The organism is Pseudoalteromonas sp. TB41 (assembly GCF_000497975.1).
GTDB lineage: Bacteria > Pseudomonadota > Gammaproteobacteria > Enterobacterales > Alteromonadaceae > Pseudoalteromonas > Pseudoalteromonas tetraodonis.
The window spans coordinates 29,427-53,122 of the sequence record NZ_AUTH01000046.1 but is presented as its reverse complement, the minus strand read 5'-3'; the positions used below and the strand labels follow the sequence as shown (position 1 = coordinate 53,122).

Here is a 23,696-nt window from a genome sequence, read left to right as displayed (position 1 = left end):
ACAATTTTTACTCAAGGGTTTTTATTTAGTACTGTTGTTCTTTTAAGGTTAAGGTTTGTTCAATCTGAGGCAGTTTACTCACGGCGCGAGGTTTATAGCCTAATTGTTTAAATAAAAAAAGCGCAAAGCTTCCATGTCCTGCTTACGTCCCTTATTTATATCCATGAGGGCAATACAGAGTAGCTCCATCCCTAGTTATAATTCCCTTGAGCTCATCCGACCATATTGCTAATCTAAATGCTTTAAAACTAAGAGCAATAAATACATGGAAACGTTTAAACAACAACACCCTATTCATACCGATATCACTGTAGCATGGGGCGATATGGATGCCCTACAGCATGTTAATAACTGTGTTTACCTGCGTTATTTTGAAATAGCCAGAATCGATTTTTTAAATAAATTAAATTTATTTGATACTATTAATGCTAAAGCCACGGGGCCTGTGATCAGTGAAAATAATATTCGCTATAAGCGTCCCGTTACCTTTCCCGACACATTGAGCGTAGGTATTACCATTAGTGATATTAAATCTGACCGATTTGTAATGAACTACAGTGTGTTTAGTCATGCGCAAAACGCGATAACAACCACCGGCATGTCAAAAGTGGTGATGTTTGACTTTAAAACAGGCCAAAAAGCCACGATCACTGAGCCATTGTTATCGGCTTTAAAAGCAAACTCTCAAACCGAATAATTAGGATTAGCAATGCAATATAGTCAATTAGGCAGTAGTGGTGTTAGCGTTTCAAGAGTGTGTTTAGGTAGCATGACCTGGGGAGTACAAAACACTCAGCATGATGCCGACCAACAGATAGCCTATGCGCTTGAGCAGGGTGTGAACTTTATTGATACAGCAGAAATGTATGCTGTTCCTCCCTCTCCCGATACCTACGGTAAAACAGAAGAAATTATAGGCAATTGGATAGCACGTAATTCACAAAAACGAAAAGACATTGTTATTGCAACTAAAATTGCCGGTAATGGGCTTTCATGGATCCGTGATGGCGGTGATATTACTCGCCAAGCTGTTATTGATGCCGTTGATCAGTCTCTAAAGCGCTTACAAACAGATTATATTGACTTATACCAATTACATTGGCCAAATCGTTGCACTCCTCATTTTGCAAGGCAATGGCCTGGCATGCTTAAATTTACTGATGTCGATGCAGAACAACACACCGCTGATATGCTTGATATTTTAGAGGGGTTAGATGCGTGTGTTAAAGCAGGAAAAATTAAGCATTGTGGGCTTTCTGATGATACGCCTTGGGGAATTAGCCAATTTTTAAATTTATCAAAAGAGCATAACTTGCCAAAAATGGTGTCAATCCAAAACGAGTTTAGCCTAGTACATGCCAAAGATTGGCCTTATTTAATAGAACAATGTGTACATGAAGATATTGCTTATTTACCTTGGTCACCATTGGCCGCAGGGCTATTAACCGGTAAATACCTAAATGGAGCACGCCCTGAAGACTCCCGCTGGACATTTATGCAGCGTAACGGTATTTTTCGTGATACGCCACAATCACAACAGGCGACCAAAGAGTATGTTGAACTTGCCCATGCACACGCTATCACCCCAGCTCAATTAGCGCTGGCTTGGTGTAATCAAGTTGATGGAGTGACATCATCTATTATTGGTGCCACTACTATGGCGCAATTAAAGGAAGACATTGATGCGTTTGACCTAACACTGAGCGATGACGTGTTATCAGCGATTGATATCATATTTAGAAATAATCCAATGCCTTACTAATGAAATTAAGCAAAGGGTAAATGTTATTCAATAATGTTGATTCTTTGCTATTCTTTATGTTTATTTTTTAAACATTATCGGTATAATGCGCAGCAAATTTTCAAGGACGATCTATTTGTTATGTTGCCTCTTCGTTTTTTATGCCTGAGCACTTTAGTTATTTTTTCTCTTTATAGTCACACTCTAATAGCTAAACCGGTAGAGGAAATTTTATGGCTACAAAGTAAAACCCCTCCATTTCATTTAGATGCTGATGATTCCCAATCCGGCTTATGTGATAATTTAACTGAGCAACTCATCTCAACCATTAAAGGCGTTAAACATACTCGCTTAGTTTTACCGCAAAAGCGTATTAATAAATATATAGATGAAGGTAAAAACGTCTGTTTCCCATGCGCTATTTATAAGCACAGTGCAAATAAACAGTTTATATATTCAATACCTACGTCTATTTACCCCCCATTTAATATCATTACTACCGCAGCAAAAGCACCTGAATTAACCACAAAACATGGAATCCCTATAAACTTAGTTAGTTTGCTTACTGATGAGAACTTTACTTACGGTCAAGCTGATGCTCGCAGATTTTCTGTGCAGATTAACAATATTATTGAAAATTCACTAACTCACTCCAATGTTTCTATGAGTTGGAGTAGTGATAATGAAAGCGGTGTTGTAATGGAGCGCTTAAAGCATGGGTCTTTAGATTATTCGCTTGATTACCTATTTATAACTAGTTACTTCAATAAAGGTAATCAATCAAATATCGTAAACCTAGCAATTGCACAAAATAAGAATAAATTAGTCCCCATAGCGGTTGGCTGTGCCACCAATGCCCCTAATGACTTTGCATCACAAGCAATTAAAAAAATTAACCACACACTAAAAAATAACATTCTAGTCTCTGAACAATACAAAAATAACCAAAAATACTGGTTAAATGAACACTTTGAGGACTTTAATAAAACCTATACTCAGTATGTCCTTAACTTTGACTCACAGACCAATGATGCTCCAATAAACACTGCTGACCAGAATAAAGAGCAACGTTGAACTCTCGTCCAGTACTAACCATCCCTACGCCAGCAGGCGTGCCAGTCATAATAATGTCGCCTTCTTCGAGGCTCATAAACTGACTAACCTCAGCCAATATTTGTGCAGGTTGGTACAACATAAGTTGGCTATCACCATGTTGAACCGGCTTGCCATCAATATGTAATTCAAATATAAACGATGTCATTTCTGGCGTTAACTCAATAAAATCACTAAATAATGCTGAGCCATCGAATGCTTTAGCACGTTCCCACGGCAAGCCCTTTTCTTTTAAACTGCTTTGCAAAGCTCGCTTAGTCAAATCAAGTCCAACCCCTACGCCCACAAGTTGTTTATTTTTAACCACAAAGCATAATTCAGTTTCATAATGCAACGTATCACCGTTATGGGAAGAGAGTAAGGTATTAGTGATCGCGCTATTAGGCTTATTAAAAATTACCATTTGCTCAGGGTGTTCGTTGTTTAATTCAGCAATATGCGCACTGTAATTGCGCCCCACACAGACTATTTTTGAAGGCTGTATGTTCTGCGAAGCCAGCTTTATTTGATTCATTCTCTTACCTGTTAATTACATAACGCTTTTAATATTTCGGCATACTCTCAAATAATTAACGCAAAAGCGAATGCAGTTTTATTATGTTTTTATGATAACTATTGAGCTGAATATAATCAATCACATAGAATGGAATGAAAGTAAGAAAGGACTAATTTGGTAGGTTTTTGTATACGCGGTTTTAAAGCAATAAGCAGGTACATTTAGTACCTGCTTATTGATGTTTGTTAATAGGTTATTGACTACTTACAAGTAACACTACTTTGCTCGACAGCATTTGCTGTAATAGCCAGCTTAGCAATAGATACATGCCAATCACCTTGCGTGCTTAACTGCCAAGGGGTGAACACTTGTGCTAAATCAACACCTTGCTCTGCAAAACAACTTAAGTTGATGTTTAATGTTTGCCATTGACCTGATTGCTCAAGGTTATCAGTAATATCAAACTTACCCTGACAACTCTCACCACACCCCATACCAACCCATAACGGACTAGCCGCGGCTTTATCTACTTTAATTTGCATTTGCAGTTGGCCATTACTCTCAACGTATGAGCGTAAGTCAGATGGAAACGCAGCGGCTAAATTAACCCCAGCCATTGCTTGGCCATTAAAACGAATAGCGCGCGCATCTTCTTGCACCTCTTTATCAAATGTTTGGATGCTCACCGCACCTAATGACTCGCGACTGCTCGCCACCGTTTTTTGTTGCTCACCACTTTTTAAAACCAGTGACCACGGTGCTTTAATTGCACGCTCAAACAATACTAAATCATCCAGTTTTTCAGTCTGTTGAGTTTGCTCCACCAAGTCATCTTTTAAGACATTACTATCGTTGTAAGTTAAACCAAAACCATAAGGAAGTAATGGGCTGTAAGCTTCGTCGTTACGGTTTTCATTATCAATTGGATTATTAGGCCAGGAAAACGATAGCTTGCCTTTAAAGTCATGATTAATAGAGCCGTCTGCATTTTTAAACAAGACATCGCTAATAGCATCGCCTTCACTACCTGGAAGCCAAATAGCAACGAACGCATCACTGGCGTTAAGCTCAGCATTAACCCACATAGGGCGACCGCTTATAAATAATGAAACAACAGGGATTCCCGCATCTTTAAACTTACGTAGTAACGCTAAGTCGCTTTTATTACCGCGCTGGTATTCGAGGTTATCAACATCACCATTACCCTCTGCGTATGGTTGCTCACCAAACACCACAATGGCAACATCAGGGCGTGCAGTATATTCCCCTTCAACGCTCAGCGCTGCACTGCCACCAGCTTGCTCTACAGTATCTTTAATACCTGCATAAATAGAGCTGCCACCAGGAAAATCACTGTTTTTATTACCTGTACCTTGCCACGTAACGCTCCAACCACCCGACTGCATACCTATGTTATCAGCCCCTATGCCTGCGACTAATACGTTGATTTTACGTGATAATGGCAGTAACTGCTGCTTATTTTTAAGTAATACTAAAGACTCGCGTACAGCCTGTTTAGCCACTGCACGGTGATCGCTACTACCAATAATTTCAGTTTTTCCAGACAGGGGACGCTTCGCAGGGCTTGGTTTATCAAATAACCCTGCACGCATTTTAACGCGTAAAATACGCGTTACTGCATCATTAATTCTACTGAGTGGGATTTCACCGCTATTAGCTTGGTTAACCAAGTTGCTAAATAATGGTTTCCACTCATCCGGTGCCATGTATACGTCTAAGCCCGCATTAGCCGCTTGAGCACAGTTACTATTAGAACAGCCTTTAACCTGCCCGTGGCCATTCCAGTCACCGACAACAAAGCCATCAAAACCCATCTTATCTTTAAGCACATCGGTCAGTAAATATTTACTGCCGTGAATTTTTTCACCATGCCAGCTATTAAACGAGGCCATTACCGTTTGTGCACCTGCACCCAAACCACCAACATAACCTTGAGCATGAAGCGCAAATAATTCTTCTTCAGAGGCGATATTATTACCTTGATCATCGCCATTCACAGTACCGCCATCACCTAAAAAATGCTTAACCGTACTGACTACCCGCGTATCTGATAAAAAGTCTTCATCAACAGCGCCTTGTAAGCCTTTAACAATTGAGGCTGAATATGCTTTTACTATTTCAGGGTCTTCAGAATACCCCTCGTAAGTACGACCCCAACGATCATCTCGCACTACGGCAACCGTAGGTGCAAATACCCAGTCAATACCGGTAACCATAACTTCACGCGCCGTTGCTGCGGCAATTTTTTCAATAAGTTCAGGGTTGTTCGCCGCCCCTAAACCAATATTATGCGGAAATAAAGTCGCACCAATCACATTGTTGTGTCCATGTACCGCATCAGTGCCCCACATTGTAGGAATCGTGCTGCCATCGAGGGAATCATCAATAGACGCTTGATACATCTTTTCAGCTAAATCAACCCAGTCTTCGGGGGTTGCATGTTTATTGTTATTTGGAAACGAGCCACCGCCGTTTAAATAGGAGCCAAAGCCATATTTACGCATATCTTCAACCGTAATATGACGAATTTCAGGTTGGATCATTTGCGCTATTTTTTGCTCTAGTGTCATGGTCTTTAGCATATCTGCGATTTTTTGCTCCATTTGAGCATCGCTTTTAATACCGGTTTCTATTGTTGGCCAAATTTCTTTTTGATTTGTCGCATCGCTAGCACTGTTAGAGGGTTGCGAACAACCGCTGCTGGCTATTGCTGCTAGCATCAGTGCAGTGACTGAAAAAGTTCGTTTAATAATCATAGCATTCACCTAAAACTCAAAGACGAGTTGACGTTGTTTTTTTTGCACCAAACAGCGCGAAGTAAGTAATATATAAATAGCAGCCAATAGGCAGTATAAGCGCTAGTTGCACACCGATATTGTCAGCCAGCATACCTTGTAGTAATGGAATAATAGCTCCACCTACAATCGCTAAGCATAAAATACCCGACCCCTGTGAGGTGTATTTACCCAAGCCTTGAAGCGCTAAACTAAAAATAGTAGGGAACATAATAGAGTTACACAGACCAACCAATAAAATAGCCCACATAGCGAGTGACCCTTGACCTGTCATTGCAATTAACACTAACACACCGGCCAAAATACCATGACAAGCTAACACCTTGGCTGCATTTAATTTTTGCATAATCGCAGCGCCAGCAAATCGCCCTATCATTGCACCTGCAAAATAATAGCTAATATAATGTGCAGCTTGTTGCTCTGGTAAACCTGCAATATGGTCAAGGGTTAAAAAGCCGACTAAAAAGCTACCAATCGCAACTTCAGCACCTACATAAACAAAAATACCAATAGCGCCCAAAATAAGATGGCGATATTTCCAAACACTGCCTAAGTCAACAAACTCAGTGTCACCTTGATTTTCAGCTTCACTATCAATCGCTTTACCGAGTTTAGGTAACTTCAAAAAAGCAAAAATAATAGCCAGTGTTAGTAAACTTGCACTGAGCATTAAGTAAGGGAACTTAACTTCTTCGGCTGTAGCTTGACTAATTTCAGACAAAATCAACCAACTACCAAATAATGGCGCAACCGTTGTTCCTAAAGAGTTAAAAGCTTGGGTCATGGTTAAACGCGAAGACGCTGTTTTTGCAGGCCCTAATACGCTTACATAAGGGTTAGCAGAGACTTGTAAAATAGTGATCCCTGAAGCAAGCACAAATAAAGCAAGTAAAAATAGTTCGTAAACATGTGCCTCTGCAGCGGGGTAAAATAATGCACACCCTATCGAAGCAACAACCAAACCAACAACAATACCAAATTGGTAACCTATTTTACTAACGAGTTTTCCTGCAGGAATTGACATAACAAAGTAGGCACCAAAAAAACAAAATTGTACCAACATTGCTTGGGTGTAATTAAGGGAGAACATTCCCTTTAAATACGGAATTAAAATATCGTTCAGGCAGGTAAGAAAACCCCACATAAAAAACAAGGTCGTAAGCGATGTTAACGCAAAGGTGTGTGTAGACCCTGGTTTTTGGCTGTTTTCTGCTGCCGGTAGTGGCTGTGTGATATGTGCCATAGTATAATCTCTAATTATTTATAATTATCAGATTGTTACCTCTATTTAATTGCGTTTAGTAAAACTTAAAAAGCAGATAATAGTTGCAACACCAAATGTAAGCGCTTACATTTATAGCATACAGAGAAAATTTATCAATTTATTTACAAATAATATTGTAAGCGCTTACATTGCTGTATTATACAATTTCTATTGCTTAGCTAATTACGGTAAAGCGCATTATTATTGCAAGCTTAAGGACGTATCTCATTGTGTTTAAAACAATTTCTTTGCCAGGCACGTCAGCCCTTTTAAAATCGCCGTTTATTTTTGGTGTTGCCACGGCCTCTTTTCAAATAGAGGGAAGCCACAACACGCGCCTACCATGTATTTGGGATACTTTTTGTAGCAAACCAAACACCATTGCAGATAACAGTAACGGCAATCACGCCTGTGAGCATGTAAAATATTGGCAACAAGACGTTCAAATGATTGCCGATTTAGCCGTTGATGCCTATCGACTTTCTATTTCTTGGCCCCGCGTTTTACACGAAGATGGAAGTTTAAACATTCAGGGCATGGCGTTCTATAAGTCATTACTACAAGCTCTTAAAGCACGCAATATTAAAACTTATGTCACTTTATATCACTGGGATTTGCCACAACATTTAGAAGACAACGGTGGTTGGCTAAATCGCGATACCGCGTATCAATTTGCTCATTACGCTCATATAGTAACTCAGCAACTAGAGGGCTTAGTGGATTCTTATGCGACCTTAAACGAACCGTTTTGTAGTGCCTACCTAGGCTATGAAATAGGGGTACATGCACCAGGCATAAAAAGTCAAAAAGCAGGACGCCAAGCGGCGCACCACTTATTACTCGCCCATGGACTTGCGATGCAAGTGATACGCAAAAACTGCCCTAAGATAGAGGCCGGTATTGTGCTTAATTTTAGCCCTGCCTATCCATTTACTCCTGACGATGAACGCGCTGCTAAATTAGCTGATGACTATCATAACCAATGGTATATTCAAGCAGTGCTGGAAGGCCGCTACCCTGAAGTGATTAAGGAGCTTGCAAATGATGCAAAACCTGATGTTGCAAATGGCGACATGGCAATTATTAGCCAAAAAATCGATTTTTTAGGGGTTAATTACTATACTCGTATCCATTACAAAAATACGCCAGATCATTGGTTTAGCGAAGCTCCTTTAGAAAATATTGCCACCACTGATATGGGCTGGGAAATATACCCACAGGGATTGTGTGAACTCCTACTTGCATTAAATGATCGTTACACGCTACCCAAAGTATATATAACTGAGAACGGTGCAGCGATGGCCGATGTATTAATAGATGGAAAAGTAGATGACATACATCGTATCAATTACTACCATACACACCTTAATGCCGTTCATAATGCCGTTGAGCAAGGCGTTAATGTGCAAGGCTACTTTGCATGGAGTTTAATGGATAATTTTGAATGGGCCTATGGCTATGAAAAACGCTTTGGGCTAGTCTATGTTGATTACCAAACTCAACAACGCACCTTAAAACAAAGCGCAATTGCGTATCGTGATTTTCTTAAACAGCGCCAAAAATAATAATGAGTGGCTTTTATGCTGAGTAAAAAAGAAAAAATAGCTTATGGCCTAGGTGACACGGCAAGTAATATTATTTTTCAAACCGTAATGCTATTTTTAACCTTTTTTTACACCGACATTTTTGGTATTTCGCCTGCTGTTGTTGGTACCCTTTTTTTAGTCGTCAGAGTCATTGATGCAGTTACAGACCCAATAATGGGCGCCCTGACCGATGCCACTCATACAAAATACGGTAGCTACCGACCGTACCTACTTTGGCTTGCCATCCCCTTTGCTGTTATAAGCGTGATTACCTTTACTACCCCCGCGATGGATGACGGCAACAAAATTATTTACGCGTTCGTTACCTACACCTTGCTAATGTTGGTTTATACCGCAATTAACATTCCTTATTCGGCACTTGGCGGCGTACTCAGTAGCAATCCTAACGAACGGGTTTCTATTCAATCATATCGATTTGTGTTTGGCATGCTGGGGGGGTTATTGGTTACGAGCTGCACTTTACCTTTAGTAAAGTGGTTTGGGGAGGGTAATAACGAGTTGGGCTATCAACTCACCATGCTGGTTATGAGTTGCCTTGGTGTAGTGTTATTTCTAATTTGTTTTCGTTACACCAAAGAGCGGGTGATCAATCCACCACATAAATTATCTTTAAAAACACAACTTCACGTTTTATGGCAAAATCAGCCGTTTAAAATATTGTGTATGGCAGCACTGATATTATTGACCAGTATGGTGCTGCGCACGACATTAGCTATTTACTATGTAAAGTATGTTCTTGGAAAAGAAGATTTAATCACCGAATTTGTGACTTTAGGTATGGTCGGTAATATTATAGGCTGTGCGTGTGCGCAACCTTTAAGTAAACGCTTAGATAAAAAAACGGCTTATATTTATCTGCAATATATTTCTGCCATATTGAGCTGTTTTGCTTTTTTTGTCCCTAATGAGCAAGTTTTACTCGCCTTTTTAATGTATTTTTTATGGTGCTTTTTCACTCAAATGGCGACACCTTTATTGTGGGCAAAAATGGCAGATGCTATTGACTACGGAGTTTGGCAAAATGGTCAACGACTCACAGGTTTGGTTTATGCAAGCGTGGTATTTTTTATCAAATTGGGGCTCGCATTAGGCGGCGCTATAGCGGGTTGGTTACTTGCGTATTATCAGTATCAAGCCAATGTAGAATTAAGCGAAGCAACTAAAAGCGGTATTTTAACCTCATTTACACTCTATCCTGCTATTGGCAGTATACTTGTGGCTTTAATAATGACTAAATACAACTTAGATAACAAAACCATAAAAAAAATCACCGCCGATTTAACACAAAAAAGTAATTTGTAACAAGGAATAGTATGGCCACCATTTATGAGGTGTCAAAGCTTGCAGGGGTATCACTTGCCACTGTTTCAAGAGTAATGAACAACAATGCAAACGTAAGTGATGCAACCAGAAAAAAAGTGACTTTAGCGATGGAAGAATTAGGCTACCGCCCAAATTCTATTGCGCAATCACTGGCCTCTAATTGCTCTAATAGTGCTGGCTTATTGGTTTCTGAGTTAAAAGGTCCTTTTTATGGCCCTATGATGAGCGGCATAGAAAACACCCTCAGAAAACAAGGTAAACACGTTATTATTACCGCAGGGCACAGTGACGCAGAGCGAGAACAACAAGGCATAGAGTTTTTAATTAGCCGTAATTGTGATGCACTTATTTTGCATGTTGAAGCGGTTAGCGATGAATATTTAATAAAGCTGAGCAAAGGTAAAACACCATTTGTTTTACTCAATCGCCATATTCCTGAGCTCGCCGATCGCTGTATTATTCTTGATAATATTAAAGGGGGCTATTTAGCGACTAAATACATTCTTGAGTCTGGTCACAAAAACATTGCTTACATTAGCGGCCCTTTATGGAAAAAAGACGCCCAAGAGCGTTTAAACGGACATAAACAAGCACTTGCTGAACACGACATTGAGTTTGATGAAAACAGTTTGTATGAAGGTGACTTTATAGAGGACAGCGGCTACGAAGGATTTACTGCTCTTTATAAAAATAACCCCGCGATTACTGCCTTAGTGTGCGCCAATGACGAAATGGCAACGGGTGCAATGGTCAGTGCCAGAGAGCATGGCATTGAACTACCCGCACAACTTTCAATAATAGGCTACGATAACGTGTTCTTTACCCGCCATGTATACCCCCCTTTAAGCACTATTAATTACCCAATAGATGAAATGGGTAAAGTAGCTGCACAGTGGGTACTGAGCCATGTATATCAAAAAAGCGTACAGCCTATTCAAACTTTATTTCAGCCCGAATTAGTCATACGCCAATCGGTCGTTAATATTACCTAGCTAATTATTATATAAATTGGCAAATAGTGGCGTTAAACAAGTTTACTTAATAGCGCCAAGTTTATTGGTTTAAGCAAAACTTGCTCTATTTCTAGCTGCCTAATGTGTACGGCATCAGGCTCCATTCCACTAATAATAACTCGTTGAATATCAGGATAGTGTTCTTTAATAAACCCAGCAAGCTCTAAACCTGAACCATCGGGTAAATGCATATCGAGTAATACTTTGTCGTAATTACTGTTATGCTCAAGCGTCGCCTTACAGTCTTTGACACTTGTTGCTATATCCGTGTCTACATCCAAACTTTCTAATAATAACTGAGTAATTTGTCCGGCATCAGCATCGTCTTCCACTAATAAAAATCGCTTTATATTAGTATTATGTTTTGGCGTTGGCTGTATCGATGAAACACGTTGTGTTTTTTTCCCCAGCGCTGACTCTAAGCATTGGTAAAGTAAGTTGGAATCCACAGGTTTAGCAATCATATCGTCAAACCCTAGCGCGGTTAGTTCGTTATGAATGCCTTTCATGGTGGCCGCGGTTAAAGCAATAATCGCCCCTTTAAACCCTAACTTTCTAAGTTCAATCGCTGCTTCTTTTCCGCCCATAACCGGCATATGAATATCTAAAAATATAATATCGTAAGCGGCGCGCCCCTCTGCAAGTTGCTTTTTAACCTTATCAAGCGCTTGTTTGCCATTATCGGCATAATCTACATCTGCACCCGCTGAGCCAATTAAATGGCCAACTAACACGCGTAAATCGCGTAAGTCATCCACCACCAACACTTTGCCACTTACTTCGCATGGCGCTACTTTTTGCTGCATGTTGGGGGTTAAATCAAGTTTTAATAAATTGCGCTCTACCTGTCTGATATCACCAGGGTATAAGGAAATGGTAAACGTTGAGCCCTCACCTACATAAGAATCTAATGAAATAGTACCCTGCATACGACTAAGTAGCTCCGAACAAATAGCTAATCCCAAGCCCGCACCACCTACTGAGCGCGACTCTACATCGGCAATTTGCTCAAAAGGCTTAAAGATGAGTGCTTGTTTTTCTGGAGCAATACCCAAGCCTGAATCTTTAATGCTAAAAAAGAGCATTTCACGATCAGCCACCGTCTCTGTCCATGCGTTAACGATAATTTCGCCTTGCTCGGTAAATTTTATCGCATTATTTATCAGGTTAATGAGAATTTGTCGAACCCGAGTAGCATCTACACGAATAACTAATGGCAAAGGCTCCAGTGATTCAAATTTTAATGATAAACCTTTATCAAGGGCTGATACACGCATTAGCGTAAACACGTCGGCCATTAGGCTATCAAGATTAACATCCCCCAAGCTTAGCTCAAGCTTATCGACTGCAATTTTAGATAAATCTAAAACATCATTCAGTAAGCTCAATAAGTGTTTGCCATTACGATAAATAACACCCAACTCATTTTCAGCTTGCTTGCTAAAATCACTGAGCATAAGTAGTTCGGTATAGCCTAAAATAGACGACAAGGGAGTTCGCAGTTCGTGGCTTAAATGCGCTAAAAAGCGGTCTTTTGAACGGTTTTCGGCCTCTGCTTTTAAACGCTCAACTCGCTCATCTTCTACATCGCGGCGCGCTAATGCATAACGAATAGAACGGGCAAACCGGCTACCACTCATTTCACTTTTAACTAAGTAATCAACCGCACCAGCATCAAGCGCAGCCGAATCTAGCGCATCGTTAGATTGCCCCGTTAACATGATAATAGGCCCACAAAAGCCATTCTTAATCGCTTGCTTTAAAACACTTAAGCCATCTGAGGCACCTAAGCGATAGTCAAGCAGGCAAATATCATGCTCATTTTTACTTAGTACATGTATTGCCTGCTCAGGAGAGCTTATCCAGTCTATGTCAAACACATGGGAACTGAGCTGCTCTAAATAGTCACGAGTAAGAATGTAATCATCTTCATCATCTTCAACCAATAGCAGTTTCGTTGCCTTTGCTAACATAGCGTCTCCTATTTTAATTATATGCTTAATCGTTAAACGTGCTTGGTAGCTCTACAAATTCAACCCAGTATTTACCCAGCGTTTTCATCAACTCAACTAACCCGTCAAACGTAACCGGCTTAGTTATGTAAGACGCAGCGCCTAGGTTATAACCTTTAACCATGTCTTCTTCTTGCTTAGAAGTAGTTAAAATAACCACTGGGATGCCCTTTAGGTTTGGATTTGCCTTAATAGCTTCAAGCGCTTCACGACCATCCATTCTCGGCATGTTTAAATCAAGTAAAATTAAGCCTGGTCTTGGCGAGATGCTTTTATCTACAAACTTGCCTTTGCGCTCTAGGTACTCTAAAAGTTCAACACCGTCTTCAACAAAATGTAATTCATTTAAAACGCGGCTTTCAGCAAGCGCATCTTGGGTTAATAAACGATCATCTTCATCATCGTCTGCCATTAAAATGGTAATGGGTTTTACGTTTGTTAATGGCATATTATGCCTCTCCTTGTAATGTGAATAACTCTGCATCCACAGGTAGTTTAATAATGAAGGTTGCGCCTTCGTTAGGGGTGCTTATTGCTGTAATAGTTCCGCCATGTCGCTCTACAATTCTGCGACACACAGATAATCCAATGCCGGTTCCTTTATATTCTGAACGGCCATGTAAACGCTGAAATGGCACAAATATTTTATCCGCGTACTCATCAGAGAAGCCGATACCATTATCTTTTACGGTAATGACATGCCAACTTACTTTACTATTATGGTCTTCACTAAACTCGCTAATTCGTTCAAAGCTAATATCAATAACAGGGTTTACGTTAGGCGCTCTAAACTTCACTGCATTTGAAATTAAGTTTAAAAACAGCTGATGCATTTGACTCGGATCAGCCTGAATGATTGGCATATCAACCGTTATCACTTGCGCATTAGACTCATTAATGGCTATTTCTAAATCGCTTAAAATATCATTAAGTATGCTATTTAGATTGGTGTCGGTAAAATCTTTACCTCGAGTTGTTACTCGAGAGAACTCTAATAAATCATTAATTAAATTAGACATCCTTTGTGCGGCATTTTTCATGCGGGCAATGTAATCTGCGCCTTTTTCGCCCAACTCGTCTTTAAACATGCTTTCAAGCCGATCACTAAATGCTTGGATTTTTCTTAGCGGCTCTTGCAAGTCATGGCTGGCAACAAAGGCAAACTCTTCTAACTCTCGGTTACTGCGACTTAATTCATCAGAATACAAGGTAAGCTCTTGGGTACGTTCAGTTACTTTACTCGCTAAGGTTTCATTTTGCATTTCCAGCTCGGCGCGATACACGGCCGCATTTTTTAAATTCAGCCTCGCCAATAAAAACATACCCAAAATCAATAATGCGCTGGTAACTGCAGTAATACCAAAAGTGATCTTTGCTTCTTTTTTAATTTGCGCTAATTTCGAAAAGTGACTGACTTTAAACAGTAGTTCGCGCTCTTGAATATCATTAACTCGCTCACGAATTTCTCTATATAAGTCGCGTCCTTCATGTGAATTAAGTATTAGTAAGGCGCGCTGCTCTTTATCATGTAATGCTAATTTAACCGTTTTTTTAAGCTCAGCTATTTTAGCTTCAACCAAGAGTAACAGCTGTGCAATACGCTCAGCCTGCCCGTCAATTTCAGAATGTAAGGCGCTCACATGGTTCGTTTGAGACTTTATTTGTGCGATAGCATCGTAGTAAGGCACTAAATAATCATCCGTTTGAGTTAATAAATACCCACGCTGCCCCGACTCAGCTTGCACTACCGAAAGGTGCAATTGCTCTATCGCCGTGCTTAACATATTAGTGTTATCTAAACTTTGCTGAGTACGCGTTAAGCCTTGTATGGTATTAACCGCTAAAAATGCATTACCTACAATAATGCATAGTATTATGGAGATAAATAACGCCCATACTACATTTGCTTTGCCTTGCTGTTTGCGTTTAATCATTTATCGTCCTGGTTTTTATTATTTTGAGTCTGAAATAAGCTGTAAACTGTCACTACATGCTTGGCAATTAACAATTATTTTATCGAGTGCGGCGAGTGCTTTTTCGACGGGCATATCGTTTTCAAGTACTAGCTTGATAAGCTCAGCATTCATTGAAATACGATTTAACGGTGCCCGCGCATCATGTACTAATTCGTTTAAAGGCTTTATTTGTTTAGTTAATGCCATACTATCCTCATGTTATTTTATTTATATTCGCCAATGCCACCATATGCGTTAAGGCGGTTATAAAGCGTTTTAGTACTTATACCTAACATTTGTGCAGCCAATGTTTTATTACCTTGTACTTTATCGAGTGTTGCATGAATAAGCTCTTTTTCAACTTCTTCAATGGTTTGTCCTGCAGAAACCTGATTTTCCTGAGCTTGATTATTTACTCGTGAAAAAGGTGACTCTAGGTTATCAGGCAGTGCCACATCGCTTGTTTGTGGATCGCTCATAATAAAAGCGCGATGAATTGCATGACGAAGTTCACGTACATTACCTGGCCAGTCGTACGTTTGCAGCTCTTTAAGTTGCTCGTTAGCCCAAGCAAACGCTGTACCATTTTCATCGTTCAACTGCTCTAAAAATGCTTTTGAGAGTAATGGAATATCTTCTTTTCGCTCTCGTAGTGGCGGTATATCAATTGGAAAAACAGCGAGCCTAAAGTAAATATCTTCACGTAAAATATTATTCTGCGCTAAATCGGTAAGGGAGCGATTAGTCGCTGAAATAACACGGCAATTTACTGGTAACTCACGATTACCGCCAACCCGTGTTACTTTTTTAGTTTCAAGTACACGCAGTAAATTAGGCTGCATATCAATCGGCATTTCAGTGACTTCATCAAGAAATAACGTTCCGCCATCGGCTTGTTCAAACACGCCCTCTTTACGGGCAATGGCACCGGTAAATGCGCCTTTTTCGTGACCAAATAATTCACTGCCAATAAGCTCTTTTGAAAGGGCGCCACAGTTGCTAGCAACTAAAGGTCCTTCGCATTGACTGGCATTATGAATAGCTTGCGCTACCACCTCTTTACCTGCTCCGCTTTCACCCATAAGCATAACGTTAGCATTGGTTTTAGCTACGCGCTCTATCATAGTATAGAGCTTTTGCATTGCCTCAGATTCACCAATTAAGGTATCAAAATGATGGGTGATAGCGTTTTTCTTAGCTTTTTTAACAGTTTTTTTAGGACCATTTAAAACCAGTTCTAAATCTTCTCGCTGCAGCGGCTTTAATAAATGCGTTACATTGGGCTCACACATATCGGCTAAAATCCCCTTAACCGATGGGTGCCCTGAAATAAGAGTGACTTTAGGAGATTGACCAATCATTTTTAAATGATCTAATAAATGCAAGCCGCTACCATCGGGTAACATGAAATCCAGTAATACATGATCAAAGGAATTATTCTCAAACCACTGATGCGCTTCTTCTAAACTGGTTGCAGTTTGAATATTATGCCCAAGAAACTCAACAATATGACAAATAACATCACTAAATTCGATGTCGTCATCAACTAAAAGTATATTTAACATGATTAATCCCTATGCTTTTTTATTATTCTACTCACCCCTTTAAACAAATGAAAGGTATTCAGAGCAGGACTAAAACAATGACATTTTATTTTTTAATAGTTCGCCATTATAACTACAGATATATGTATAAACGCTTAAATTAACAATCTTTTCAGTTAATTACTTTTTAACAATGAAGTAATTAATACAACCAACTGATATAATTTACCTTTATTGCTGGAGTCGTTATGCGCCTATTAAAAACCACTATTCACCCCACTATTAATATTACTCATGGTCGTCAGTTTACTCGCCCTACTGCTCGCGCAATTGTATTTAAACAGCAGTACATTTTATTAATGTACACTCAGCGCTATGACGATTTTAGTTTACCCGGTGGTGGCGTAGACTTACACGAAAGCATTGAACAAGGACTTATCAGAGAGCTTAATGAAGAAACTGGCGCGCAAAATATAAAAATCTGCAGTGAGTTTGGCCTCTATGAAGAATATCGTCCTTGGTACAAAGATGACTTTGATATTATTCATATAAAGTCATACTGTTATGTATGCGAAATTAACGAACAACTCGGCCAAGCACAGCTTGAGCACTATGAGCAACAAAATGGTATGCAAGCTAAATGGGTAAATATTTTTGAGGCGATAGCTCACAACGAACGCACATTAGCTAATAGCGATAAACAAGGATTGTCGATTATTCGAGAAACCTTTTTATTAAAAGAAATTGCCAAACAGTTCTTTTAATAAGTTTACATTGCTGCATTTTACGTTCCTACTTGAGGTTCAGCAAGACTTTTTTACTAATATAAAATCGATATAAACCAAATAAGTTACTACTTAAAAATAGGCTTTCCATAATTATTGCCACAGGGGAGCCAGCAAAAATATTATGCGTTATCCAAAAAGAGGTTCCCACCACCATACATAACCTCAAGTGCAAGTCTCTATTTTGAAATGAAGCAATGGTTTGTATTAATGTCGCCACCAGCGCAAAGCCACTAAACCAATCTTGCCATGTTAAATAAACGGCTAAACAACTCACTGCCATAAATCCAAACATGGCCCAAGTATGCTTAAAGTATATGCAGTAAAAATAACGTAACGCGGCAATAAGCATTAAGCAGCCGGCACTGTTATAACCCAAAATAAAAAAGTGGACTGAGGTTAATAACACAGAGGTAAATAAACAACATAAGATAATGCGTCGGGACTTAAACTGAAATGAAGCTAAGTCGAGTAAAGTCGCGACGGCAACCAATGATTGGGCAATTAAAAACATAACACTCCAAGGCACTTAAGGCATAAAAATGAGGAGTGTATAGTGCTTTATATAAACAGCACTTAACTTAAGTTAAGTCGCTTACGAATTCGTGATAACGAAATGGCCGAAATACCTATATACATAGCCACTTGGCTTAAGCTTAACTGCGCCAACCAATGCGGTTTATGTTTAAGCAAGTAACAGTATCGCTGCTCGGGGCTGTTGAGTAATAAAAATGCTTCTTTGGCTTCTTTAAATATTAGTTGCTGCGCAATGAGTTGCTGCTTAATGAGTTGGTACTGTGCTTGCTCAAATAGTGTTAGCGGTACTTTAATTACACTTGCCTCATTAATTACTTTTAATTGGTAAAAAGCGGGGCTTGAGGTCATCCAATTGGCAAACAGCAATGCAAACTCATTTTTAAAATAAAACTCTTTGCATTTTTGCCCGCCATCAATATCATCATGAATAGCACCTAAAACCCCCTCCACAATTAAATAGCCATAACGCTGTACATCGCCTTGGGGCAATAACACGGTATTGCGCGCGACAAGCTGTTGAGGGTAAATATCTGCCAATTGCATTTTAAGCTTATTTATAAGCACTTCGTAACTATCGCCAAGCGATAAAAGTGGGTTGTCAGACATTAAACATTACCATTTTTCCATTAAAATATGCGTAATATCCGCAGCTGATACCCCCACCCGAGGCACATACTTTTGACCACACCATAAAGGCGAAAAATCACTTTTAGCACTTTTTTCAGCTCGGTTTCTTAAAGCTGTTATTGCACTGCTAGCGTGTGGAAACGCAGGAACCCCATTTGGCATAGTACCTAACTCGAGCATGACGCGGTTTTGAATACCCCGCGCGGCTCGACCTGAAAACAAAGTAGTTAGTGCGGTGCTATCTTGAGCCTGCTCTAAAATAGCTTGCTGATGTAAAGCAGATGTTTTTGCCTCTTTACATAATAAATAAGCGCTACCAACTTGAACTCCACTGGCTCCCAGCGCTTTCATATGCTTTACATCATCTGGCGTTGCAATACCTCCTGCAGCAATAATCGGTAATGATAAATGCTCAACACAACGCTTAACTAACTGCTCAGTGGTTTGTTGCAAGCTTAAATCCATTGATAAAAAATGCCCTCGATGCCCTCCAGCTTCTAAACCCTGAGCAATAACAGCATCAGCGCCATTTTCACTGAGCCAAATAGCTTCATCTAAAGTGGTCGCCGTTGAAATTACTTTAGTGCCCCAGCTTTTTATTTGCGCCACAATAGCGTGCTTAGGTAAACCAAAATGAAAACTCACAACCGCCGGTTTATAGGGTGCAATAATATCAACAACGGCTTGGTTTATAGGCTGACGGGATGCCCCTGCGGTTAAACTTTGCGGGTCAATTTCATACTCTGCAAAATAAGGGGTTAGCATATTATGCCATTGCTGCTTTTGTTGGCTGGTGTAATCAGTAACCGTGTGACAAAAAAAGTTTAGATTAAATGGTTTATCTGTTTTTTGAGTAAGTAAGTCGAGCTGTTCAACTAACTGTGCTGGCGATAACATAGCGCAAGGCAACGACCCTAGCCCGCCAGCTTCACAAACGCTTGCAGCCAATTCAACGTTTTGTACGCCCGCCATAGGCGCTTGAATAAGAGGTAAATCGATATTAAACAATGACTGTATCATCTAACTACTCCCTGTAACTTTTTCAACAACTTGCAGTATTTACAGAACCATAGCAAAAACAACGAACAAACAAAATCTAGATTTTTGTATAAAGTAATATAAAAAGCATTATTAACAAAAAGTTATGAATTTTTATAAACTATTGCCCAACTGGCTTTGGTTTTGCACCTACCCTATTACATAATTTGTTAGGAGGTAAAATGAGTAACACAGTAGATACGATCAATCCCGCAACCGAGCAAGTCATCAATAGCTATACGCTGTTTTCTCAAGCTCAAGCAGAACAAGTGATCGAAAAGTCTCATGAAACATACTTAACATGGCGATTAACCTCGTTTACTGAGCGCGCTAAATACCTGAATAAGCTAGCCTCTTTATTTGAAGAGCAAAAAGAAGCGCTTGCTAAACTGATGACCGAAGAAATGGGTAAAGTGTACGAACAAGGCTTTCAAGAAGTGCAGCTTTGTGCAGACATTTGCCGTTATACCGCAGAACATGGCGCCGATATGCTGAGCGACGAAGAACGCGATATGCAAGGCGGTCGTGCAATTATAAGTTATCGCCCCACTGGCGTGTTGCTAGGTATTCAGCCATGGAACTTCCCACTTTATCAAGTTATTAGATACAGTGCCGCAAATATTATGGCGGGTAATACCACGGTATTAAAACACGCGGGCAATGTATTTGGTATGGCAGAAAAAATAGATACCTTATTTAAACAAGCTGGGTTCCCTGAGCATTGCTTTAGTAACTTACTAATTGACGGAAAAACAGCCAGCGCACTTATCTCTCATAAACACATTAGTGGCGTTACCTTCACAGGAAGTGATGGCACAGGTAAAAAAGTAGCTGAGCAGGCCGGTAAGCACGTTAAAAAAACGGTATTGGAGCTTGGCAGTAACGATGCTTATGTTGTACTTGATGATGCCGACCTCGCACTGGCAGTTAAAACCTGTTTGCAGGGCCGCATTATTAACAATGGGCAAACCTGTGTGGCTGCCAAGCGCTTTGTGGTAGTTGACTCATTATACAATGACTTTAAAGAAGCGCTGAGCCAGCAATTTAAAGCAATTAAAATGGGCGACCCTATGGATAAAGATACGGAACTGGGTCCTATGGCACGCGAAGATTTACGCGACAAAATTCATCAGCAAGTGCAAGACTCGGTAAATGCAGGCGCAAAAGTAATTGTAGGCGGCGAAATTCCGCAGCAAACAGGCTATTACTACCCGCCTACCGTGTTAGAAAATTTATCACCAGGGATGCCTGCATATGATGACGAATTATTTGGCCCTGTCGCATCTTTGATTAAAGCCAAAGATAATGATGACGCTATGCGTATTGCCAACGACTCCCGTTATGGACTAGGCGGCGGTATCTTTTCAAAAGATGAGAAAAAAGCCATTGAGCTGGCTAAAAAGCATTTTGATACCGGTATGATCAACATAAACGGTTACGGACTGGCACAACCGAACTTACCATTTGGCGGTGTTAAAGACAGTGGCTATGGCAGAGAACATGGCGGCTTTGGTATTCGCGAGTTTGTGAATGTTAAAAGCATCATGATTAATAGCTAATATCAGGTATCTGGTTAATAAAACTAAACACCGCGCTTGTAATAAGCGCGGTGTTTTTTTGTCTGATGAATCTAAAAACCTGAATTGGGCTGTTTTAAAAACTCGCGTTCTTCTTCTGTAGACTCCCGCCCCAGTATTTTATTACGATGCGGGTAACGATTAAATTTATCGATAATCGCTTTATGTTGATACTCAAAGTCTAAGTTATTTTGAATACCTAATCCCTTATATAACTTAACCGCTTCCTTATGAATTAACTTCGATTCGCTGTGCATAAAAGGCATATACAAAAATACTCGCTGCTCATCCGTCAACTTCTTATCAAACCCTTTTGTAATGGCCGATTGTGCTAACGCTAAAGCCATTGAATCACAGGCGAATGATGCTGGCTTGTCACGATAAATATTGCGCGAGAACTGATCAAGCACGATAATTTCAGCTAGGTTGCCTAATGCACTCTCACGCCATTGAAATAACTCACTCGCACTCGCTTGCTGGTGTAATTGGCCAAAACGAGCCTGAATCATCAAATCAAACGCCTCATCTTTTTGCCACCACTGCTTAGGCTCAAGCTCTGTAAACCAAAAGTAGATAATTTTATTAAACATAATGAATCTCTTTGCTAATTAACACTCAACTAAATAGCTCGCTATATAAAATCCCGCAAATTTAAAAGCACGCCCCTAATGTATTAATTTTGCCTTTCGCCTAAAGCCTTTAACCTAATACCTGTACTTCATCTAGCCTTTTTCAAACCTAGGCACTTTACGTTTATCGGCTTTGCTCATAGCAAGCTCTTGTATGTCTTGCTGTTTAAGCTCGCTGGGCTTTGTTTCGAGTGATTGCTGATTAGCATCTTCATAAACAAGTTCGGTAAGCAGAGCAAAGTGATCGGAGCCATATTTAGCAAGACGTTTGATACGCTTTACAGTAAAACCTGTAGAGTGGAATAAGTGATCGAGCGGCCAGCGCATAAAAAAGTAACCAGCATGAAAAGTGTTATAAAAGCCCCGTCCTTTACGTGGGTCTAAAAAGCCACTGATTTGCATAAATAAACGGGTGCTGCGTGACCAAGCTACATCATTTAAATCGCCGGCGACTATCGTCGGGCGGCTTGGATTTTTAAGCGCTTTAGCCACCATTATTAGTTCGCTATCGCGCGGACGCGATGAATCTTCTTCGGTTGGGCTTGGTGGGGCAGGATGAATAAAGTGGCCTTGCATTTTTAGCCCTTGATGATTTTCAAACAAAATATGAATAGAGGGAATATTATCTTCTATGAGTTCACAAATTTGTGCATCGAGTATGTTAAATTTACTAAAGACATGCATGCCGTAGCGGTTATCTTTTGGGCACTGTACTTGATAAGGGTAGTTTTTTTTAAGCACAGATAACTTATCTTGCCACCAGCTATCGCTTTCTAGAGTGATGAGTAGGTCGGGTTCATAGGTATTAACAAGGCTAATGAGCTGCTCACTATTGTGGTTCGACATAAGTACATTAGCCGACATAATACGAATGCTGTGGTTGATATTTTCCGGTGCGCTTTGCACCTCTTTTTTAGCAAGCCATGTATAAGGATAAATCCACTTAGCTTGAAGCGCACAAATAATTAAAGCAACAGCCGCTATTAATGAGTATGCAATAAAGTCGATTTGCCACATACCTATTAGTGCAACGATAATTACAGCGCTTGCTAGGTAACACACCTGCAAGCGCACAAAATCGCAGCTACGGACTAAATAATGCTGACTGTATGACAGCGGCAATAAGGTTATTAACAACAAAAAGCCAGTAATTACCGCCAACACTATGAGCATTTATAAGTCCTTATATGGTACCTAATGGCGCTGTAAAATAGAGAGAATTTCACGAGTGTCGTGCACTAGATGAATAATAGTGCGATCAACTTCTATTCGCACTGTGTCTCTTTCTCGGTCTATTACTCTAGCACGCTTATAAATATCATGCTCGAGGATATCGCCTTGATGATAACGGGTGTGCCATCCTGGTGGAGTCCACCCTTGGCGAATTAAATGCCTTGCTTGTTTTTTAGAGATTCGTTTTTTGTCATGGTATTGGTTATATTTATGCTTTTTCCAGTGGTGTTTATTCGCATGCTTATTTTCATGTTTGTCTTTGTGTGGCACTGCAAATGCGTTTGTTGCCGTTAGCGTAAAAACCATTAATAAAATACTTATTAGTGTTTTCATGGCTGTTCTCCAGTGTGGTTATTACTGAAGATTATTAACGCTTAAGCCTGAAC

The 23,696-nt window shown here is 40.0% G+C and carries 22 protein-coding genes; 8 read left to right on the top strand and 14 right to left on the bottom strand.

What is annotated here, in order from left to right; all coding sequences use genetic code 11:
* The first annotated feature begins 265 nt into the window (after positions 1-265).
* The 3 genes from L641_RS0107235 to L641_RS0107225 all read left to right on the top strand — a co-directional run bounded on the left by L641_RS0107235 (position 266) and on the right by L641_RS0107225 (position 2,815).
* Positions 266-697, top strand: coding sequence for a thioesterase family protein (locus L641_RS0107235; protein WP_024601547.1), 432 nt, complete (start codon positions 266-268; stop codon positions 695-697).
* A 12-nt stretch (positions 698-709) separates the two neighbouring features.
* The gene (locus L641_RS0107230) at positions 710-1,762 is read left to right on the top strand and encodes an aldo/keto reductase (RefSeq protein ID WP_024601546.1); all 1,053 of its coding nucleotides are present in this window, start codon (positions 710-712) and stop codon (positions 1,760-1,762) included.
* Between the two features lie 120 nt (positions 1,763-1,882).
* A complete protein-coding gene (locus tag L641_RS0107225; RefSeq protein ID WP_024601545.1) occupies positions 1,883-2,815 on the top strand; it encodes an ABC transporter substrate-binding protein in 933 nt (310 codons plus the stop codon).
* Here L641_RS0107225 and L641_RS0107220 read toward each other — a convergent pair.
* From L641_RS0107220 to L641_RS0107210, 3 genes are all read right to left on the bottom strand, one after another.
* Entirely contained in the window at positions 2,748-3,368 is a 621-nt protein-coding gene (locus tag L641_RS0107220; RefSeq protein ID WP_024601544.1) for a fumarylacetoacetate hydrolase family protein, read from the bottom strand. The two genes, L641_RS0107225 and L641_RS0107220, sit on opposite strands and share 68 nt — an antisense overlap.
* Before the next feature lie 242 nt (positions 3,369-3,610).
* On the bottom strand, positions 3,611-6,127 hold the full coding sequence (locus L641_RS0107215) for an exo 1,3/1,4-beta-D-glucan glucohydrolase (RefSeq protein WP_024601543.1): 2,517 nt from the start codon (positions 6,125-6,127) through the stop codon (positions 3,611-3,613).
* 16 nt (positions 6,128-6,143) lie between these two features.
* Positions 6,144-7,409: a sugar MFS transporter gene (locus tag L641_RS0107210; RefSeq protein WP_013464191.1), complete on the bottom strand. Its 1,266-nt coding sequence runs from the start codon at positions 7,407-7,409 to the stop codon at positions 6,144-6,146.
* Between the two features lie 251 nt (positions 7,410-7,660).
* On the opposite strand from L641_RS0107210, the gene L641_RS0107205 reads away from it, so the two are divergent.
* Genes L641_RS0107205 through L641_RS0107195 form a run of 3 tightly spaced genes read left to right on the top strand, consistent with a single transcriptional unit; the run spans position 7,661 to position 11,352 of the window.
* A complete protein-coding gene (locus L641_RS0107205) occupies positions 7,661-8,995 on the top strand; it encodes a GH1 family beta-glucosidase (RefSeq protein WP_024601542.1) in 1,335 nt (444 codons plus the stop codon).
* A gap of 15 nt (positions 8,996-9,010) precedes the next feature.
* The gene (locus L641_RS0107200; protein WP_024601541.1) at positions 9,011-10,339 is read left to right on the top strand and encodes a glycoside-pentoside-hexuronide (GPH):cation symporter; all 1,329 of its coding nucleotides are present in this window, start codon (positions 9,011-9,013) and stop codon (positions 10,337-10,339) included.
* Positions 10,340-10,350: 11 nt separating this feature from the next.
* Positions 10,351-11,352, top strand: a complete 1,002-nt coding sequence (locus L641_RS0107195) for a LacI family DNA-binding transcriptional regulator (protein ID WP_024601540.1) — start codon at positions 10,351-10,353, stop codon at positions 11,350-11,352.
* 32 nt (positions 11,353-11,384) lie between these two features.
* Here L641_RS0107195 and L641_RS0107190 read toward each other — a convergent pair whose 3' ends face one another.
* From L641_RS0107190 to L641_RS0107170, 5 genes are read right to left on the bottom strand one after another with little or no spacing between them, the layout of a single operon-like run.
* The gene (locus L641_RS0107190; RefSeq protein WP_024601539.1) at positions 11,385-13,346 is read right to left on the bottom strand and encodes a response regulator; all 1,962 of its coding nucleotides are present in this window, start codon (positions 13,344-13,346) and stop codon (positions 11,385-11,387) included.
* 25 nt (positions 13,347-13,371) lie between these two features.
* Complete coding sequence (locus L641_RS0107185; RefSeq protein ID WP_010390893.1) at positions 13,372-13,833, bottom strand: response regulator; 462 nt, start codon at positions 13,831-13,833, stop codon at positions 13,372-13,374.
* Between the two features lies 1 nt (position 13,834).
* Entirely contained in the window at positions 13,835-15,319 is a 1,485-nt protein-coding gene (locus L641_RS0107180) for a sensor histidine kinase (RefSeq protein ID WP_013464186.1), read from the bottom strand.
* Positions 15,320-15,337: 18 nt separating this feature from the next.
* The gene (locus tag L641_RS0107175; protein ID WP_024601538.1) at positions 15,338-15,547 is read right to left on the bottom strand and encodes a hypothetical protein; all 210 of its coding nucleotides are present in this window, start codon (positions 15,545-15,547) and stop codon (positions 15,338-15,340) included.
* A gap of 17 nt (positions 15,548-15,564) precedes the next feature.
* Positions 15,565-16,905 (bottom strand): sigma-54 dependent transcriptional regulator, encoded by a 1,341-nt coding sequence (locus L641_RS0107170; RefSeq protein WP_016900152.1) that lies wholly within the window; start codon positions 16,903-16,905, stop codon positions 15,565-15,567.
* Between the two features lie 227 nt (positions 16,906-17,132).
* On the opposite strand from L641_RS0107170, the gene L641_RS0107165 reads away from it, so the two are divergent.
* Positions 17,133-17,648: an NUDIX hydrolase gene (locus L641_RS0107165; protein WP_024601537.1), complete on the top strand. Its 516-nt coding sequence runs from the start codon at positions 17,133-17,135 to the stop codon at positions 17,646-17,648.
* 28 nt (positions 17,649-17,676) lie between these two features.
* Here L641_RS0107165 and L641_RS0107160 read toward each other — a convergent pair whose 3' ends face one another.
* The 3 genes from L641_RS0107160 to L641_RS0107150 all read right to left on the bottom strand — a co-directional run bounded on the left by L641_RS0107160 (position 17,677) and on the right by L641_RS0107150 (position 19,853).
* Complete coding sequence (locus L641_RS0107160) at positions 17,677-18,183, bottom strand: YgjV family protein (protein ID WP_024601536.1); 507 nt, start codon at positions 18,181-18,183, stop codon at positions 17,677-17,679.
* 62 nt (positions 18,184-18,245) lie between these two features.
* The gene (locus tag L641_RS0107155; protein ID WP_024601535.1) at positions 18,246-18,812 is read right to left on the bottom strand and encodes a Crp/Fnr family transcriptional regulator; all 567 of its coding nucleotides are present in this window, start codon (positions 18,810-18,812) and stop codon (positions 18,246-18,248) included.
* Between the two features lie 6 nt (positions 18,813-18,818).
* Entirely contained in the window at positions 18,819-19,853 is a 1,035-nt protein-coding gene (locus L641_RS0107150) for a nitronate monooxygenase (RefSeq protein ID WP_024601534.1), read from the bottom strand.
* 200 nt (positions 19,854-20,053) lie between these two features.
* Between L641_RS0107150 and L641_RS0107145 the strand changes: the two genes are divergently transcribed.
* Positions 20,054-21,430 (top strand): NAD-dependent succinate-semialdehyde dehydrogenase, encoded by a 1,377-nt coding sequence (locus L641_RS0107145; protein WP_024601533.1) that lies wholly within the window; start codon positions 20,054-20,056, stop codon positions 21,428-21,430.
* A gap of 71 nt (positions 21,431-21,501) precedes the next feature.
* Here L641_RS0107145 and L641_RS0107140 read toward each other — a convergent pair whose 3' ends face one another.
* From L641_RS0107140 to L641_RS0107130, 3 genes are all read right to left on the bottom strand, one after another.
* Positions 21,502-22,038, bottom strand: a complete 537-nt coding sequence (locus tag L641_RS0107140; protein WP_024601532.1) for a DUF924 family protein — start codon at positions 22,036-22,038, stop codon at positions 21,502-21,504.
* A gap of 132 nt (positions 22,039-22,170) precedes the next feature.
* On the bottom strand, positions 22,171-23,250 hold the full coding sequence (locus L641_RS0107135; RefSeq protein ID WP_024601531.1) for an endonuclease/exonuclease/phosphatase family protein: 1,080 nt from the start codon (positions 23,248-23,250) through the stop codon (positions 22,171-22,173).
* Positions 23,251-23,271: 21 nt separating this feature from the next.
* A complete protein-coding gene (locus L641_RS0107130) occupies positions 23,272-23,643 on the bottom strand; it encodes a hypothetical protein (RefSeq protein ID WP_024601530.1) in 372 nt (123 codons plus the stop codon).
* Positions 23,644-23,696: the final 53 nt, after the last annotated feature.

Coding starts and splice junctions, on each gene's coding strand:
- L641_RS0107235 (WP_024601547.1), top strand. CDS start 266: ATGGAAACGTTTAAACAACAACACCCTATTCATACCGATATCACTGTA.
- L641_RS0107230 (WP_024601546.1), top strand. CDS start 710: ATGCAATATAGTCAATTAGGCAGTAGTGGTGTTAGCGTTTCAAGAGTG.
- L641_RS0107225 (WP_024601545.1), top strand. CDS start 1,883: ATGTTGCCTCTTCGTTTTTTATGCCTGAGCACTTTAGTTATTTTTTCT.
- L641_RS0107220 (WP_024601544.1), bottom strand. CDS start 3,368: ATGAATCAAATAAAGCTGGCTTCGCAGAACATACAGCCTTCAAAAATA.
- L641_RS0107215 (WP_024601543.1), bottom strand. CDS start 6,127: ATGATTATTAAACGAACTTTTTCAGTCACTGCACTGATGCTAGCAGCA.
- L641_RS0107210 (WP_013464191.1), bottom strand. CDS start 7,409: ATGGCACATATCACACAGCCACTACCGGCAGCAGAAAACAGCCAAAAA.
- L641_RS0107200 (WP_024601541.1), top strand. CDS start 9,011: ATGCTGAGTAAAAAAGAAAAAATAGCTTATGGCCTAGGTGACACGGCA.
- L641_RS0107195 (WP_024601540.1), top strand. CDS start 10,351: ATGGCCACCATTTATGAGGTGTCAAAGCTTGCAGGGGTATCACTTGCC.
- L641_RS0107190 (WP_024601539.1), bottom strand. CDS start 13,346: ATGTTAGCAAAGGCAACGAAACTGCTATTGGTTGAAGATGATGAAGAT.
- L641_RS0107185 (WP_010390893.1), bottom strand. CDS start 13,833: ATGCCATTAACAAACGTAAAACCCATTACCATTTTAATGGCAGACGAT.
- L641_RS0107180 (WP_013464186.1), bottom strand. CDS start 15,319: ATGATTAAACGCAAACAGCAAGGCAAAGCAAATGTAGTATGGGCGTTA.
- L641_RS0107175 (WP_024601538.1), bottom strand. CDS start 15,547: ATGGCATTAACTAAACAAATAAAGCCTTTAAACGAATTAGTACATGAT.
- L641_RS0107170 (WP_016900152.1), bottom strand. CDS start 16,905: ATGTTAAATATACTTTTAGTTGATGACGACATCGAATTTAGTGATGTT.
- L641_RS0107165 (WP_024601537.1), top strand. CDS start 17,133: ATGCGCCTATTAAAAACCACTATTCACCCCACTATTAATATTACTCAT.
- L641_RS0107160 (WP_024601536.1), bottom strand. CDS start 18,183: ATGTTTTTAATTGCCCAATCATTGGTTGCCGTCGCGACTTTACTCGAC.
- L641_RS0107155 (WP_024601535.1), bottom strand. CDS start 18,812: ATGTCTGACAACCCACTTTTATCGCTTGGCGATAGTTACGAAGTGCTT.
- L641_RS0107150 (WP_024601534.1), bottom strand. CDS start 19,853: ATGATACAGTCATTGTTTAATATCGATTTACCTCTTATTCAAGCGCCT.
- L641_RS0107145 (WP_024601533.1), top strand. CDS start 20,054: ATGAGTAACACAGTAGATACGATCAATCCCGCAACCGAGCAAGTCATC.
- L641_RS0107140 (WP_024601532.1), bottom strand. CDS start 22,038: ATGTTTAATAAAATTATCTACTTTTGGTTTACAGAGCTTGAGCCTAAG.
- L641_RS0107135 (WP_024601531.1), bottom strand. CDS start 23,250: ATGCTCATAGTGTTGGCGGTAATTACTGGCTTTTTGTTGTTAATAACC.
- L641_RS0107130 (WP_024601530.1), bottom strand. CDS start 23,643: ATGAAAACACTAATAAGTATTTTATTAATGGTTTTTACGCTAACGGCA.